General features: G+C 70.2%; 13 protein-coding genes. 7 read left to right on the top strand and 6 right to left on the bottom strand.

Annotation, left to right across the window (positions count from 1 at the left end):
• Nucleotides 1-6: 6 nt before the first annotated feature.
• The 6 genes from ACGFN2_RS28605 to ACGFN2_RS28580 form a co-directional block, all read right to left on the bottom strand.
• Nucleotides 7-1,146, bottom strand: coding sequence for an anion permease (locus ACGFN2_RS28605; RefSeq protein WP_393365362.1), 1,140 nt, complete (start codon nucleotides 1,144-1,146; stop codon nucleotides 7-9).
• 252 nt (nucleotides 1,147-1,398) lie between these two features.
• On the bottom strand, nucleotides 1,399-1,749 hold the full coding sequence (locus ACGFN2_RS28600) for a UBP-type zinc finger domain-containing protein (protein ID WP_362613327.1): 351 nt from the start codon (nucleotides 1,747-1,749) through the stop codon (nucleotides 1,399-1,401).
• Nucleotides 1,746-3,203, bottom strand: coding sequence for an ATP-binding protein (locus tag ACGFN2_RS28595; RefSeq protein WP_393365359.1), 1,458 nt, complete (start codon nucleotides 3,201-3,203; stop codon nucleotides 1,746-1,748). Before ACGFN2_RS28595 ends, ACGFN2_RS28600 begins: the two co-directional genes overlap by 4 nt.
• Entirely contained in the window at nucleotides 3,200-4,876 is a 1,677-nt protein-coding gene (locus ACGFN2_RS28590; RefSeq protein ID WP_393365357.1) for an FAD-dependent oxidoreductase, read from the bottom strand. Before ACGFN2_RS28590 ends, ACGFN2_RS28595 begins: the two co-directional genes overlap by 4 nt.
• Nucleotides 4,877-5,094: 218 nt before the next feature.
• Nucleotides 5,095-6,672, bottom strand: a complete 1,578-nt coding sequence (locus tag ACGFN2_RS28585; protein WP_393365355.1) for an alpha/beta hydrolase — start codon at nucleotides 6,670-6,672, stop codon at nucleotides 5,095-5,097.
• A gap of 291 nt (nucleotides 6,673-6,963) precedes the next feature.
• A complete protein-coding gene (locus ACGFN2_RS28580) occupies nucleotides 6,964-7,815 on the bottom strand; it encodes a LysR family transcriptional regulator (protein ID WP_393365353.1) in 852 nt (283 codons plus the stop codon).
• 80 nt (nucleotides 7,816-7,895) lie between these two features.
• Here ACGFN2_RS28580 and ACGFN2_RS28575 point away from each other — a divergent pair, with 80 nt between their 5' ends.
• The 7 genes from ACGFN2_RS28575 (at nucleotide 7,896) to ACGFN2_RS28545 (ending at nucleotide 15,462) form a co-directional block, all read left to right on the top strand.
• The gene (locus ACGFN2_RS28575; protein WP_393365351.1) at nucleotides 7,896-8,426 is read left to right on the top strand and encodes a cupin domain-containing protein; all 531 of its coding nucleotides are present in this window, start codon (nucleotides 7,896-7,898) and stop codon (nucleotides 8,424-8,426) included.
• A 229-nt stretch (nucleotides 8,427-8,655) separates the two neighbouring features.
• Nucleotides 8,656-10,182 carry an FG-GAP-like repeat-containing protein gene (locus ACGFN2_RS28570; RefSeq protein ID WP_393365349.1) on the top strand — a complete coding sequence of 509 codons (1,527 nt, stop codon included), beginning with the start codon at nucleotides 8,656-8,658 and terminating at the stop codon, nucleotides 10,180-10,182.
• 290 nt (nucleotides 10,183-10,472) lie between these two features.
• Nucleotides 10,473-11,975, top strand: coding sequence for an alpha/beta fold hydrolase (locus ACGFN2_RS28565; RefSeq protein WP_393365347.1), 1,503 nt, complete (start codon nucleotides 10,473-10,475; stop codon nucleotides 11,973-11,975).
• Between the two features lie 126 nt (nucleotides 11,976-12,101).
• Nucleotides 12,102-12,263: a putative leader peptide gene (locus ACGFN2_RS28560; protein ID WP_362614618.1), complete on the top strand. Its 162-nt coding sequence runs from the start codon at nucleotides 12,102-12,104 to the stop codon at nucleotides 12,261-12,263.
• Nucleotides 12,264-12,543: 280 nt separating this feature from the next.
• Nucleotides 12,544-13,662, top strand: coding sequence for an ABC transporter substrate-binding protein (locus tag ACGFN2_RS28555; RefSeq protein ID WP_393365344.1), 1,119 nt, complete (start codon nucleotides 12,544-12,546; stop codon nucleotides 13,660-13,662).
• Between the two features lie 4 nt (nucleotides 13,663-13,666).
• Entirely contained in the window at nucleotides 13,667-14,518 is an 852-nt protein-coding gene (locus tag ACGFN2_RS28550; RefSeq protein WP_393365342.1) for an ABC transporter ATP-binding protein, read from the top strand.
• A complete protein-coding gene (locus ACGFN2_RS28545) occupies nucleotides 14,515-15,462 on the top strand; it encodes an ABC transporter permease (RefSeq protein ID WP_393365340.1) in 948 nt (315 codons plus the stop codon). The genes ACGFN2_RS28550 and ACGFN2_RS28545 overlap by 4 nt, the downstream gene beginning before the upstream one ends.
• Nucleotides 15,463-15,476: the final 14 nt, after the last annotated feature.

Raw genomic sequence — 15,476 nt, 5'->3', positions numbered from 1 at the left:
GCCGGCTCAGGCGGCCGAATCGACCGTGGACTTCGTGGCGTTCGCCGGCAGCTCATTGACGTTCTCCGGATTGACCGGGCGGCGGCGCGAGAGCACGTAGAAGGCCGTGGCGGCGGCCACGGCGACGCCCGCCACCAGCGCCACCCCCGCGGTGCCCCGGCCGGCCACCCACGCTGCCACGCCTCCCACGGCGGCCGCGGCCGGCAGCGTCAGCAGCCACGACACCGCGATCCGCCCCGCGACGCTCCAGCGCACATGTGCCAGCCTGCGGCCCAGCCCCGCGCCGAGGATGCTGCCGGTGCACACCTGGGTGGTCGACAGCGCGAAGCCCATGTGCGACGAGGCGAGGATCACCGCGGTCGCGCTGGTCTCGGCGGCGAAGCCCTGCGGGGCCTGGATGTCGGTGAGGCCCTTGCCCATGGTCCGGATGATCCGCCAGCCGCCCGCGTAGGTGCCCAGGGAGATCGCCAGACCCGCGCTCAGCACCACCCACCAGGGCGGGCCCGCGCCATGGTCGAGCACGCCGCCCGCGATGAGCGCGAGGGTGATGACGCCCATGGTCTTCTGGGCGTCGTTGGTGCCGTGGGCCAGGGCCACCAGGGACGCCGACCCGATCTGTCCCGCGCGAAAGCCCTTGCCGACGGCGCGGCGCGACGTCCTCCGGGTGATCACATAGGCGAGGTAGGTGGCCAGCAGCGCCACCACGCAGGCCACCACCGGCGAGGCGACCGCAGGGATCACGATCTTCTCGATGATCGCGCCGAAACGCACCGCGGACCCCCCGGCCCCCACCCACACCGCACCGATCAGCCCGCCGAACAGGGCGTGGGACGAGCTGGAGGGCAGCCCGAGGAGCCAGGTCACCAGATTCCACAGGATCGCCCCGATCAGACCGGCGAAGATCATTACCAGGGACACTTCGCTGTCCTGGACTATGCCGCCCGAGATCGTCTTGGCCACCTCAGTGGAGAGGAAGGCACCGGCCAGATTGAGCACGCCCGCGACGGCGACGGCAACCCGGGGGCTCAGCGCTCCGGTGGCGATGGAGGTGGCCATCGAGTTGGCGGTGTCGTGGAATCCGTTGGTGAAGTCGAAGGCCAAGGCGGTGAGGATCACGGCCACGAGCAGGAAGGAGACAGATGCCATCCCGGTCCTCCACATTGAGGGCAGTCCGGCCGTGTCGGCTCACCGGACCATGTGTACGAACCGCCGTTCCTCTCCCACGCTAAGCGCCGCTCCCGATCGCCGCCAACGCGAGGGCGCGGACCGGTCGGTGGGCCCGGCCACGGCCGGCGCCGCGCCGGGCTCGGCGACGGGAACCGGCGTGGAACGGCCCAGCACGGAGCCCCACCGCGGTCTGACTGCCGCATGGGGCTGCGCACGGAGATGCGGGGTTGCCTATCCCAGACGGTCGGTCCAGTCCTCCGGGACTCGTCCCGCGGGGCCCGGGGTGGGCTGATCGGCCGGGTGGCTCTCCGGGGGCGCCAGGGGCGGGCCCGAGGCGTACATCTCCGAGGACTCGTAGTCGTAGAACCAGGTTTCGCCCGGTTCGAAGCTGCGGATCACGGGGTGTCCGGTGGCTCGCGTGTGAGCCGTCGCGTGCTTGGCGGGGGAGTCGTCGCAACAGCCGACATGGCCGCACTGGGCGCAGCGTCGCAGGTGGAACCACCAGCCGCCGTCAATGTCGCACTCGAAGCAGCCGGTTCCGCTGGGCGGGACCGAGGGGTCGATTCCGTTCGGGGAACTCATGAGGGCTCCTGTGGGGGAGGGGGATCGGGTGCGGCCAGCGGGAGGCGTACCTGGAAGCGGGTGTCGCCGGGGACGGAGTGGAACCGCAGGTCCCCGTTGTGCTTGTTGACGATGATGCGCCAGGAGATGTCCAGGCCGAGACCTGTGCCGTCTCCCACCGGTTTGGTGGTGAAGAACGGGTCGAAGACGCGGTCGCCGATCTCCGTGGGGATTCCGGGCCCGGTGTCGCCGAACTCGACGAGCAGATGGTCGCCGTCCCGCGCCGTGCGGACGGTCAAGGTGCCGTCGGTGCCGGTGCTGTTCATCGCCGAGACGGCGTTGTCGATCAGATTCGTCCACACCTGGTTGAGCTCACTGGGGTAGGCCGGGATGTTCGGCAGGCCGCGGTCGTAGTCCTTGACGACGGTGATGCGGGGGCCGATCTTCGCGGAGACCATCAGCAGGGTGCTGTCCAGCAGTTCGTGCACGTCGGCGACCTGGTGGGGCGCTCGGTCGAGCTGCGAGTACTGCTTGGCCGCGGTGACGAGGGACGAGACGCGGTGGGTCGACTCCTCGATCTCGTTCATCAACAGTTCGGTCTCCACGGTGTAGTTGAGCCACCGCACGGCACCTTCGAGGGTGTCCGGGTCCACCGCCGCGGCGATCTGGTCCAGCCAGTCGGTGTCGAGCCCGGCCTGTACGAAGGTCGGCGCGAGCTGCCAGCCGTCCCCGATGCCGTGGTCCTCCAGCCAGTCGGAGAGGGCGTCCTCCCGGTCCGAGGCCTCCAGCGGGCTCAGAGCGGTGGCCTTGGCGACGCGTTCGGCCGTGCGCTCCTGGACCTCGATGAGCGTCTCCAGGCTGTCGCGCCGGTACGGGCGTGCCGCGATGATGCCGAGCTTGTGGCGCATCCCGGCAACACGCTCGCGCAGCGCGGATGTTGCGCGCACGGCCGCGGTGGCGGGGTTGTTCAGCTCATGGGTCAGCCCGGCGGACAACGAGCCCAGGGCCAGCAGCCGTTCTCGTTGGCCGACGGCCTCCTGGGTGCTCTTGGCGCCGAAGAAGAGCCCTTCGAGCAGGTGCACGGCCATGGGAAACCACTCGCGCATGATCGAGGCGAAGGTCTCCGCGGGCAGCACGAAGAAGCGGGTGGGCTCGGTGACCCGCAGGGAGTTGTTGTAGACCTGCCGCAGGCGGTCTCCCAGGTAGGCCTGGAAGGCGCCGGCGTACACCCCGCGGCTTGAACTGCGGGTGATCTCCACGTCGTAGTCCCCGATCCGGCGGGAGAGCACGACCGTCCCTTCGAGCAGCACGTAGAAGCACGTGGCGTCGTCGCCCTCCCCGTACACGGGCCCGGGTGCGAACTCCTCCACGCGGCCTTCGCGGCAGAGCCGGGCGATCTGGTCGGAGTCCAGCTTCTCGAACAGGAACAGCGAGCCGAGTTCCTCCTGGCGGCACGGCAGCGGCCGGCCGTTCATGACTGCTCCAGATACCGGTGGGCGAGCATGACCGCCATGGCTCCCTCTCCCACCGCCGAAGCGACACGCTTGGCGGACTCGGCGCGGGCGTCCCCGGCCACGAACACGCCCGGGACGTTCGTCTCCAGGTGGTACGGCGGCCGGTCCAGCTCCCAGTCCGCCGGCGGGCGCCCGTCCGCGGTCAGGTCGGGGCCGGTCAGGATGAACCCGCGGGAGTCCCGGAGCACCGTGCCCTCCAGCCAGTCGGTCCGCGGCGCCGCGCCGATGAAGACGAACATCCACTGGGCGTCGACGAGTTCGGTGTGGCCGGTCGCGGTGTCGCGCAGGGTGATCTGCTCCAGTTGATGCGCGCCGTGCGCGGCGTCGACGACCGTGTGGGTGCGCACGGAGATCGTGGGCGTCTCGTCGACCTGCTGGATGAGGTAGTGCGACATCGACGTGGCCAAGGAGGACCTGCGCACCAGTACGGTGACCGACTTGGCGCTCCGGGCCAGGTATATGGCGGCCTGACCGGCGGAGTTCGCGCCGCCGACGATATACACGTCATGGTCCTGGCACGCGGCCGCTTCGGTCAGCGCCGAGCCGTAGAACACTCCGCAGCCCGTCAGCTCGGTCACCCGGGGAGCCTCCAGCTGCCGGTACGACACGCCGGTCGCGAGGATCACGGAGTGCGCGGCGACGGCGGAGCCGTCCGCGAACCGGACGACGCGCGAGGCGCCATTGACCTCCAGCCCGGTGACCTCGCGCGCGGTCAGTATCTCCGCACCGAACTTCGCCGCCTGGCGCCGGGCCCGGTCGGTGAGCTGCGCCCCGGACACGCCGTCCGGAAAGCCGAGATAGTTCTCGATGCGCGAACTCTGCCCCGCCTGGCCCCCGGTGGCGGAGCGCTCGACGAGGACGGTCCGCAGGCCCTCGGAGGCCCCGTACACCGCCGCGCCCAGACCGGCCGGTCCGCCGCCGATGACGACCAGGTCGTAGAAGTCGGTCGCCGGGGTCGTCGCGAGGCCGACCCGGCCCGCGAGCTCCTGGTCCTCGGGCTCGACCAGGGCCGTACCGTCCGGAGTGATCACCAGCGGGAGTCGCCGGCCCTCCTGGCCCGCGGCACACAGCAGCCGCTGTCCTTCCGGTTCGTCGGACGAGTACCAGCGGTAGGGCACCTGGTTACGGGCCAGGAACTCCCGCACGGCCGAGGAACGCGCCGACCAGCGGTGCCCGACGACCTTGGTGACCTGCACCGGCCGGTGGTCGCTGGTCCGCCAGGCCGACAGGAGATCGTCGAGGACGGGGTAGAGCTTCTCCTCGGGCGGCTCCCAGGGCTTGAGGAGGTAGTGGTCGAGGTCGATGACATTGATCGCGTCGATGGCTGCCTCTGTGTCCGCGTACGCGGTCAGCAGGACCCGCCGGGCCTCGGGGTAGATGTCGAGCGCCTGCTCAAGGAACTCGATGCCGTTCATCTGCGGCATCCGGTAGTCGGCCACGATCACCGCGACCGGGCCGCCGCGCAGCTTCAGCTCGCGCAGGGCGGTCAGCGCGGACTCGCCGGACTCCGCGCGCACGATCCGGTACGACGCGCCGTAGCGCCGCCGCAGATCGCGGGCCACAGCGCGTGACACGCCCGGGTCGTCGTCCACCGTCAGGATGACGGTCCGCTCCGGACCGACGGCCTGATCCATAGGCATCCCGTCCCCGGGTCGCTCGCCCTTCCGCACCGCTTTCCCGTGCCTGTCGGGCACACCGGTGCGTCCGCACTGTCCATCTTATGGGTGATTGTCGCCCTTCGCCGCGGCGAGATCAGGGGGCGATGGCGGGACGGTGCTGCGGCGGGACGACGCTGCGGCGTGACGGTGCCGCGGTGTCATGGCGGCGTGACGGTGATCGTTGCGTGAGCGTCTCAACGCGGGCAGTTGGTGGCCTTGCCCGGGAGTCTGCCCCCGACCAGATACCTGTCGACGGCACGGTCGGTGCACGTGGACGGACTCTCCGAGGCGTACGCCGCGTGCCCCTCGCCCTTGCGCACCAGCAGCGAGCTGTTGCCCAACTGCCGGTGCACCGCCTGCGCGTTCTCCAGCGGGGTCTGCACATCGTCGGTGTACGACACCAGCAGCACCGGTGCCGCCCCGGAGGCCTTCACCGGCTCGGCCGCACCGGTGGGGGCGACGGGCCAGGTCGCGCAGTCGATCATCTGCCAGGCGTAGTGACGCCCGAAGAGCGGCGACTGCTTGGCGAACGCATCGGCGGTCCTGAGCATCTCCTTCGGAGACTTCGGGGCCGACGGGGAGTCCAGGCACAGCACGGCCGGCATGCTCATGGACTCGTTCTCCTCGGTCTGCTCCTCCCGCGGTGTCAGCTGCTCGCCACCGCTCTCCCCGGCCGCCCCGGCCTCCATGCGGTCGAAGGCGGTCCCGTCCCCGTGCAGGGTGGCCGCCAGCGCCTCGGTCAGCGGTTTCCAGCTCTCCTTGTCCGTCACGGACGTCTCCAGGTACATGGAGAAGGTGGCGTCGGTGAACTCCTCACCGTCGGCCCCTCGCAGCGGCTTCCGCTCCAGCCTCTCGGCGAACGCGGTGACCCGCCGCAGCACCTCGTCGGCCGTGGCTCCCAGCCGCTCGTCCCCGCGCGCGACGAGATCCCGGGCGTAGCGACGCATCGCGTCATCGGAGGTCTTGAGGTCGCGGCGGGCGACCTGCTGCATGTCGGCGGCGGGGTTGACGACGCCGTCGAGCACCATCCGGCCCACCTTGCCGGGGAACAGCTTCATGTACTGCTGGCCGATGTAGGTGCCGTAGGAGACACCGGTGTAGTTCAGCTTGGCATCGCCCAGGACCGCCCGCAGCACGTCCAGGTCGCGCGCGACGCTCACACTGTCCATGTGCGCGAGAACGGCACCGCTCGCGCCTCGGCAGGCCTCGCCACGCCTGGCCGCGTCGGCGAACGCCCTCTTGGCCCCCGCTTCGGTACGCGGCGGATTCTCGGGCTCCTGCGGCACGCCGTCGGGACACTTGATCTGCCCGGAACCGGCGGTGCCACGAGGATCGAAACCGACCAGGTCATAGCGGGCCCGAGCCTCCTTCCCGGCCTGCCAGTTCCCGTTGGCCACATCGGCCGCACCGCCCGCGCCGGGCCCGCCGGGGTTGAAGAGCAGCGACCCGAGCCGACGGCTGTGGTCCTTGGCCGGCACCCGCGACACCCGCAGTTTGACGGTCTCCCCGCCCGGCGCCGCGTAGTCCACCGGCACCGTCACCCAGCCGCACTCCGCGCCGGGCACGGCCTCGCTGGTGACGTCCGCGCCACAGGCCGTCCACTGGACCTTCTGCTGCGTGAAGCGTGCGAGCGAGGCCGTGCCGGACGTGCTTATGCCCTTGGCGTCGTCGGACTGGGCCCCTGCAGCGCCGCTGACACCGCAGGCCGTCATCACCAGGGCGGCGGCCAGCGCACCGGCGGTCATGCGGAGGGACTGGCGGGGACTGGACATCGGGGGGTGCTCGCTCTCTCGCTACTTCCTGCGAAGGATGCGCGAGGGCGCCGCTGCGGCGCTATCGGCCTCGTCACAGCTGCGGTAGGGGTGTACGGAGCGTTGTCGGGTGAACGCGGGTCGCGATCGTGGGTGGGCGGGGTGGAGTGCGGCGATGGCGGGCCCCGCCCCGGCGACCTGCGCGTACTGTGGCTTTCCGGCTACCGGTAGCCACTTCCCCTTGACGCTCCGGCCGTGACTACCTACGGCTCTGCCTCCAGCCGCCCACTCCCCGGCTGGAGCCGTAGGGGCTCAGTGGCGGTATGCGGCCCTCGCGATCCCGATGAACGAGCGGATCAAAGGGTTGGTGTCGCCGGCGTTCCACACCGCGACCACGCGGCTCGGCGCCATGTCGGCCAGCGGAACCGCGGCCAGGTTCTCGGGCAGGGCGTGTCCGAGTGGGGCCAGGCCGACCGTGCTGTTCCAGAGCACGGCCTGCAGGCATTCCTGGACGACGCGCACCACCGGGCCCTCGCGCGGCCTGCCGCCGTTCCAGTACGACTGCCAGATCGGGTCGGTGCCCCGCGGGAACTGGAACCAGCGGCGGTCGGCCAGGTCGGCGAGCTTCAGGTGGTCGCGACGGGCCAGCGGATCGTCGGCGCGCAGTACCGCACCGACCGGATCGCTGCGCAGCTCACACACCGTCAGCGCGGTGTCGTCGAACGGCGCACGGGTCAGGGCGACGTCGACCAGTCCGGCGCGCAGCCCGCAGGTCGGATCGGTCAGGTCGGTGTCGCGGATGCGGATGTCGACGCCAGGGTGGGTCCGGCGGAAGGCGGCCGCCAGCTTGGTGATGCCGGGGTCGGTGCCGTCGCCCAGGATGCCGATGGTGAGGGTCACGGCGCCGGCCGCAGCGGCCACCCGGACGCGGACGCGGTCGGCCTGGTCGAGCAGGGCCCGCGCTTCGTCGAGCAGCACCTCGCCCACCGGGGTGAGCGTGACGCCGGTGGGCGAGCGCGTGAACAGCAGGGCGCCGATCTCGGTCTCCAGCTGCTTGATCGCCCGGCTCAGCGGCGGCTGGCTCATGTGCAGCCGGGCGGCGGCCCGGCCGAAGTGGAGTTCCTCGGCGACCGCCACGAAGTAGCGCAGGGTACGTAGCTCCACGCTGCAACGATACCCACGGGGTATCGGCCTCGCGGAACAGGTCTTGGACGCCGGCAGCCCCGTGGCGGTGCACTCGGAACATGACCGACGAAGCGAAGACCAGCGAAACAGCAAAGACCAGTGACATCGCGAAGACCAGTGACATGCAGGCCGTCCCCGCCGTATCGGTGGTCGGCCCCGGCGACGGCGAGATGATCGTGATCGGCACCACGCGGATGCGCGTCCTGGAGGACGGCAGCCACACCGGGCACCGCCTGGGGATCACCGAGTCCGTCCTCGCCCCGCACACTCCCGGACCGCCGCAGCACCGCCACACCCAGCACGACGAGGGCTTCTACATCATCTCCGGCACGGTGCGGTTCACCGTCGGGGACAAGGACCACGACGCGACCGCGGGCACACTCGTGGTGGTCCCGCCCGGTGCCCCGCACACCTTCGCCAACGTGACCGGCCAACCCGCCGTCATGCTCAGCATGTTCACCCCCGACCTGTACGTGCAGTACTTTCGGGACCTCCAGAGCATGGCCGCCGACAGCAGGCCGCTGACACCCGAGGTGAGCATCGACACGATGAGCCGCTACGCCACCGAGCCCGCTACCGACTTCGCCTGAACCTGGCTGGCGCGCGGCGGGCACGGCGGCAGTCAGAGTGGCGCTCACCTTCTCCTGGTCCGCCGCTCACCGAGGTGGCGCAGGCCAACAAGGTCCAGCTGCTCGACCCGCCGCGCGCCGTTGGCCGACTGACGGGGCAGGACGCGCCGAGTCGCATGGTGCATGCAACCATCTTCGGGGTCGGAGTGTCCTCTGAGGTGAAATGGCCTGCCGACCGAAGGAAGCCCCCATGACGCACCTGAGACGCCTTGATCTCCGCAGGGCCCGTTACGCTCTAAGTGCCCGTGGTGTACGGGGTGTTCGCGCTATGGCTCCGCTGGCGGCCGCCCTCCTGGTGGTCGGGGGCCTGACCGCCTGGTCGCTCGCTCCCCAGGAGGCGTATGCGGCGACGGGGCATGCGGCGCCCGCGGACGACTTCAACGGCGACGGCTATGCGGACCTCGTCTCCGGCGCCCCCGGCGCCACCGTCTCCCACAAGGCCCAGGCGGGCTACGTGGCGGTGACTTACGGCTCGGCGAAGGGGATCGTGCCGTCCCACAAGAAGCTGGTGAGCCGTTCGACGAGCGGCGTACCCGGATCGGCCGCCGCCAAGCAGCGGTTCGGCGAGACCTTCAGCAAGGGTGACCTGGACGGCGACGGCTACAGCGACTTGGTCATCGGTGCGGGAGAGGCATCGTCGGGCAGCGTGATCCTGTGGGGCTCGCCGTCCGGCCTGACCGGCGGCACGCCGATCGCCACGTACGGACAGGCGCCGCAGGTGGGGGACTTCAACGGCGACGGCAAGGCTGACCTTGCCCTCTTCGGTGACCCCGGCAGCTACGGTGACGACCCCGTGGCGCAGGCTGCGAACCTGTGGAAGGGCCCGATCTCGCGGACGGGATCGCCCGCCGCGCGGCTCAACTTCCTCGACAAGTCCCAGTGGTTCGGTTACGACGACGACGCGCCGGGCGCGGAGTGCGCCAAGAACGACAGCTGCATCAGCGGCCCCCACTCGATCAGTGGCCCCGTCGTCGCCAAGGCCACCGGCGACGTGAACGGCGACCACCGCCAGGACGTCGTGATCTGGAACTACGCCGGTGACGGCGAGTGGGACAACAAGGTTCTGCTCGGCGGTGCTGCGGGGTTCAAGGAGGCCGCCGCGCCCGGCGTCCGGGGCACCATCGGCGTGGGTGACGTGGACGGTGACGGATACGGCGACGTGGTGGCCGGCGACAGTGAGGAGACCGGCAAGGTCACGGTCGCGTACGGCACGCCCTCCGGCCCTTCCGCCACCCGCAAGCAGACCTTCGACCAGAGTCTGCCCGGCTTCTACGGCGCCCAGGAGAGCGGCGACCGGCTCGGCTCCTGCGTCTCGGTCGCCGATGTGACCGGCGACGGCCGCGCGGAGATCGCGCTCGGGATCAGCGGGGAGGACTTGAGCGGCCTCACCGACGCGGGCGCGGTCGCGCTGCTGCACGGCACCGCATCGGGCATCACCGGCGCGGGCAGCCAGGTCCTGCACCAGAACACACCCGGCGTGCCCGGGGTCGCGGAGAAGGGGGACGCCTTCGGGGCGGCCTGCGGTCTCCTCGACGTCAACGGTGACGGTCACCGTGATCTCGTCGTCTCGTCGGCGGCGGAGAACGCATCGTCCGGCGCGGTGTGGTCCCTGCGGGGTTCCGGCAGCGGTCTGACGACGAAGGGGGCGACGGCGTTCGGCCCCGGCGACGTCGGGGGCCCCGTCACCAAGGCGGAGTTCGGCGCCTTCCTGCGCTGAGGGCACGCCGCCTCCCACCCGAGTTCCTCGATCTCTGCGTCACGTCCGTGCACCTGGTACCGGGTGCACGGACGTTTTGCGTTCGGCGTCGTGGCCATCACCCCTTTACCTCAGAAGCAAGCGCTACACCCCATCACTGTCGGAAGCACCCCTAATGAATCCTGCGCCCTCCTCTTGACGGGCGGCGTCAATGCACCGCAAGCTAAGGGCAGTTCGCAGTTACAGCCTCTAACTATAGTGTTGGTGCGTAGCTATACTGTTCCGGCCTGCGCCCTTCAAGGAGAGCCGTCATGAGCAGAGTGATGAGACAACTTCGGCGGACACTCACCGCCCTGCTGACAGCCGGGTTGGTGCTGGCCACGCCGGTGGCCGCCGCCCCGGCCGCCGCCGTGCCCGGCCGTACGGCTCCCGCCCCTCAGGCCCCGACGGGCCGCATCACGTGGCATCCCTGCACCGACGCCGGGTTCCCGGGCATGCAGTGCGGCACGATGCGGGTGCCGGTGGACTGGTCCAGGCCGCGAGGCGCGCAGCTCGATCTGGCCCTGGTCCGGCGTAAGGCCGACGACCCGGCACGCCGACAGGGCACCCTGCTCCTCAACGACGGGGCCGGCGGCTCCTCGATCGAGCAGCTGAGGCTGGCCACACGCAACGGCTTTCCCGACATCGCCGGTGCCATGACCCGTCGGTTCGACATCGTCGCGGTCGACCCACGCGGGGTGGGCCACAGCACCCCCATCCGCTGCTCCGAGCCGCTCAAGCCCGCCGGGGTCAGCTACTTCCCGAAGAGCCGGGCCGCGTTCGGGAAACTCGTGGCCCACAACCGCACCTTCGCCAGGGACTGCCTGCGCCGCAACGGCCCGCTGGTGGCCCATGTCGACCTGACCAGCACGGCTCGTGACATCGAAGCGGTCCGCACCGGGCTCGGTGTCCGCCGGCTCAACTGGTACGGCATCCACTACAGCACCCTGCTCGGACGCACCTACGCGGCCCTCTTTCCCGGCCGGTTGCGCACGATGACCCTCGACACCGCGCTGGACGACACCACTTCGCCCCTCACCCGGATCGTCAAGGAGACGGCCGGCGCCGAAGAAGCCTTCCACCGCTTCGCCGCCTGGTGTGCCAAGTCGGAGCAGTGTGCCCTGAAGGGGCATGACGTGGCTGCCGAGTACGACGCGCTCGTCGCCCGTGCGGACCGCACCCCCGTCCCCGTCGCCGGCGGCGCACACCGCCCGCTGACCGGTGAGGACATCCGCGGTGCCACCCAGGACTACCTGAACATCAAGAGCGTCACCTGGCCCGCCCTGGCCAAGGCCATCGTCAAGGCGCAGGCGGGCGACGCCACCGACTTCACCGTCGACCCCGATGGCACCCTCGATCCGGTGCAGGTCCTGGTGCCCGCCTGCCTGGACAACGCCCGTCCGGTCCGCACCTTCGAACAGGCCGACCGACTGCGCAGGTCGCTCGCCGTACGCGCACCGCACCTCGGCGGCGCGGTGCGCTCCTGGACCGCGCTCGCCGGCTGCCTCGGGTGGCCGGTCCCCGCCAAGCCCGTGCAGGCCGGCCGCCTGATCTCCGGAGCACCGCCCGCCCTGGTCATCCAGTCCACGCACCAGGCCCTGGCTCCCCACGCGGCGGGCTCCGCCATGGCGGCCCAGCTGCCCGGCAGCGTCGTACTCAGCCGCGAGGGCGATGACTACAGCATGTTCCTGCTGTCCCCGTGTGTCCGCGCCGCGACCAACCGCTACCTGACCGACCGTGTGCTGCCCGCGCCGGGCACCGTCTGCACCAATTGAACCGCTGGGTACCCTCCACCCCCAGTGGCACCCCTGCACGTCGGCCCCGCCCGGACATCCGAGTGATGTCCGGGCGGGGCCGTCCGCGTGCGGGCTCAGCGATTGTGAACGAAATGCTGCGCGCGCATGGCGGGAGAATCAGAAAGCGAGACAAGGGCTGTTGGCGCATTGACTTGGCTGATTATCGCTGCCAGCCTCCCGAGTGTGAGTTACTCGGAGAACTTCACCGCACGCCTGCACGTCGACCTTCGACGCCAGGCCAGTGCCATCTGTGCCGCCGGCTGCTAGAGCTGCCGACAGCGTCACATCCTGAGCGACGCCTGATCCCGGTGCACGTTCCGGCCTGGGATTTCCTCGTCGCCCGGTGATTCTCGCCGCATTCCCGCGCAGGTCCATGCGGGTCACAGGAATGCGACCGCAAGTCCACCTGGAATCCGCCGGGTTCGGTGCGCGTGCCCGGCTCTTTCTGCTTCGGCATACGCATTTCCCTTTCGGCCTTCGACCCGCGTCCGTACCCAAACGCGTACGCGTTCCACCGCGCTTCACCCACCACTCCGACAGGACTTCCATGAGCACGCTGAGCACCCCATCGAGCCGACGACAGTTCCTCACCCTGCTGGGTCTTTCGGCGGTCGCGGTCAGCTGCGGCTCCGGGGGCGGCGGTGCGGCCGCGGCCAAGGATCAGACCAGGACCCTGCGATATCAGGGGTGGGCGGGGGCCGTCATCCTGCCCGAACTCGCCCAGGATCTCGGCTTCCTGGAGGACGTGAAGCTGAAGTGGGTCGGGAACACGATCAGCGGGCCGCAGGACATCCAGTCGGCGGCGACCGGACAGGTCGACTTCGGCGGCGCGTTCAACGGGGCGGTCGTCAAACTCGCTGCGAGAAAGGCCCCCATCACAGCGGTCATCAGTTATTACGGCGTCGACAAGGCCGCGTACAACGGCTTCTACGTGCTCAAGGGCAGCCCGGTCCACTCGGCCCGTGACCTGATCGGCAAGAAGGTCGGGATGAACACGCTCGGTGCGCACTCCGAGGCGATGCTCGACATCTACCTGCAACGCCACGGCCTGTCGCAGGCGGACATCAAGAAGGCCGAGCCGTTGGTGGTGCCACCGGTCAACACCGAGCAGTCGCTGCGGCAGAAGCAGATCCAGGTGGGTGTCCTCGGCGACATCCTGCGCGACAAGGCCCTGCAGACCGGCGGCGTCAGGCCGCTGTTCACCGACTACGAGCTGCTCGGCGACTTCTCCGCCGGTACGTATGTGCTCAACGACCGTTTCCTGAAGGAGAACCCCGACACCGCGCGCACTTTTGTCACCGGCGTCGCGCGTGCCATCGAGTGGGCCCGCGTCACACCACGCGACGAGGTCATCGCCCGCCAGATCGAGATCGTCAAGAAGCGGGGCCGGAACGAGGGCACCGCCCCGCTGAAGTACTGGAAGTCCTTCGGCGTCGCCGAGACGGCCGGGCGCATCACGGACAAGGAGTTCCAGCTGTGGATCGACTGGCTCAGCAAGCGCGGTGACATCGAGAAGAGCCAGGTCAAGGCGTCGGATCTCTACACCAACGAGTTCAACGCGTACCGCGGAAGGGGCGACCGGAAGGACGACCACAAGGACGACCACAAGGACGACCGGAAGGACGAGCCGTCCGCGGCCGAGAAGACCTCGAAGAACGGGAGCTGAGCCCATGCCGGAATCCATCACAGCCAAGATCGAGTTCGAGCAGGTGCGCAAGACCTTTCCCGTCAAGGAGGGGAGGAGCCAGGGCCGCGGACCGGCCCAGGGGGAGGGGGAGTTCACCGCCCTGGACGGTGTTGATCTGCGGATCGACGCGGGGGAGTTCGTCGTCGTGGTCGGTCCCAGCGGATGCGGCAAGTCCACGCTCCTGGACCTGCTGGGCGGGCTCGCCCGGCCGGGTGCCGGACGCATCCTCCTGGACGGGGAGCCGGTGACCGGGCCCGGTCTCGACCGCGGCATCGTCTTCCAGCAGTACGCCCTGCTGCCCTGGCGCACCGCCCTGGGCAACGTCGAGTTCGGCCTGGAGGCGACCGGCGTGCCACGACGTGAGCGCGCCGCCCGTGCCCGCGAGTACCTGGACCTGGTCGGGCTCTCCGGGTTCGAGAACCGCCACCCGCACGAGCTGTCCGGCGGTATGCGCCAGCGCGTGGCCATCGCCCGCTCGCTCGCGTACGACCCCGACGTCCTGCTGATGGACGAACCGTTCGCCGCACTGGACGCCCAGACCAGGGAGTCGCTCCAGGACGAGTTGCTGCGCATCTGGCAGCGCACCGGAAAGACCGTTGTCTTCATCACCCACGGCATCGAGGAGGCCGTCTACCTGGGGCAACGGGTGGCCGTCATGACCTCCAGGCCCGGTCGCATCAAGCAGGTCGTGCCGATCGGGTTCGGCTCCCGCACGGCCACGGACGACCTGCGGTCCAGCCCCGAGTTCGCACGGTACCGACACGAGATCTGGACGCTTCTGCACGACGAGGTGACCAGAGCCCAACTGCTGGAGAAGGAGGAGGTCTCCGTATGAGCCTCGTCAGCGGTTCGACCACGCGGCGCAAGGCCCCGGAGGAACGCTCCGCGCCGGCCGCCGGCACACCGTCGGAGCCCACCGGTACGCCGTCGGTGTCCCCCGAGCAGCCCGCGGGCGCCCTGCCCCTCGCGCTGAGCAGGCCGCGGCTCCACCAACCTCCCCTGCTGCCGCGCATCCTGCGCGCGGCACTGACCGGCGCCACCAAGTCGGCGGCGATCGTCGCCCTGCTGCTGGTGTGGGAGCTGGCGCCCCGCTTCGGCCTGGTGGACCGGACCTTCCTGCCGCCGTTCAGCGAGGTCGCCGAGGCAGGTTGGGAACTGGTGGCCAACGGCCAGCTCGCCGACAACGCCCGGGCGAGCCTGGCGCGTTCGTTCAGCGGCTTCGGCATAGCCGTCGCCGTATCCGTCCCGCTGGGCCTGCTCATCGGTTGGTACCGGCCCCTCGCCGATCTCCTCAACCCGCTGCTGCAGGTCTTCCTCAACACCGCCGCGCTGGCCCTGCTGCCGGTGTTCGTGCTGCTCCTCGGCATCGGCGAGGCGTCGAAGATCTCCATCGTGGTGTACGCCTGCGCCTGGCCGATCCTGTTCAACACCATCAGCGCGGTGCGCACCGTCGACCCCACCCTGCTGCGGCTGGCGAAGTCCATGGACCTGTCCGCCCCGCGGCTGTTCCAGAAGGTGATCCTGCCGGCCTCGGTCCCGACGATCTTCACCGGTATCCGGCTGGCCGGGGCAGTGTCCATCGTCGTCCTGGTCGCCGCCGAGATGGTGGGCGCGAAGGCCGGTCTCGGCTATCTCATCAACGCGTCCCAGTACAACTTCGCCATTCCGCAGATGTACGCGGGCATCGTCACGATCTCCGTCATCGGCGTGGCCTTCAACCAGCTGCTGGTCGCCGTGGAGAAGCGGCTCAGCTCGTGGCGCGTCCCCGCGACGGGCTGACGTCCGCACCCGGT

Source organism: Streptomyces sp. NPDC048612, from assembly GCF_043199295.1.
In the GTDB taxonomy this organism is placed as follows: domain Bacteria; phylum Actinomycetota; class Actinomycetes; order Streptomycetales; family Streptomycetaceae; genus Streptomyces.
Note: the sequence above shows the minus strand (reverse complement) of the source record. Positions and strands in the feature narration are given on the sequence as shown.

Coding starts and splice junctions, on each gene's coding strand:
- ACGFN2_RS28605 (WP_393365362.1), bottom strand. CDS start 1,146: ATGGCATCTGTCTCCTTCCTGCTCGTGGCCGTGATCCTCACCGCCTTG.
- ACGFN2_RS28600 (WP_362613327.1), bottom strand. CDS start 1,749: ATGAGTTCCCCGAACGGAATCGACCCCTCGGTCCCGCCCAGCGGAACC.
- ACGFN2_RS28595 (WP_393365359.1), bottom strand. CDS start 3,203: ATGAACGGCCGGCCGCTGCCGTGCCGCCAGGAGGAACTCGGCTCGCTG.
- ACGFN2_RS28590 (WP_393365357.1), bottom strand. CDS start 4,876: ATGGATCAGGCCGTCGGTCCGGAGCGGACCGTCATCCTGACGGTGGAC.
- ACGFN2_RS28585 (WP_393365355.1), bottom strand. CDS start 6,672: ATGTCCAGTCCCCGCCAGTCCCTCCGCATGACCGCCGGTGCGCTGGCC.
- ACGFN2_RS28575 (WP_393365351.1), top strand. CDS start 7,896: ATGACCGACGAAGCGAAGACCAGCGAAACAGCAAAGACCAGTGACATC.
- ACGFN2_RS28570 (WP_393365349.1), top strand. CDS start 8,656: ATGACGCACCTGAGACGCCTTGATCTCCGCAGGGCCCGTTACGCTCTA.
- ACGFN2_RS28565 (WP_393365347.1), top strand. CDS start 10,473: ATGAGCAGAGTGATGAGACAACTTCGGCGGACACTCACCGCCCTGCTG.
- ACGFN2_RS28560 (WP_362614618.1), top strand. CDS start 12,102: ATGGCGGGAGAATCAGAAAGCGAGACAAGGGCTGTTGGCGCATTGACT.
- ACGFN2_RS28555 (WP_393365344.1), top strand. CDS start 12,544: ATGAGCACGCTGAGCACCCCATCGAGCCGACGACAGTTCCTCACCCTG.
- ACGFN2_RS28550 (WP_393365342.1), top strand. CDS start 13,667: ATGCCGGAATCCATCACAGCCAAGATCGAGTTCGAGCAGGTGCGCAAG.
- ACGFN2_RS28545 (WP_393365340.1), top strand. CDS start 14,515: ATGAGCCTCGTCAGCGGTTCGACCACGCGGCGCAAGGCCCCGGAGGAA.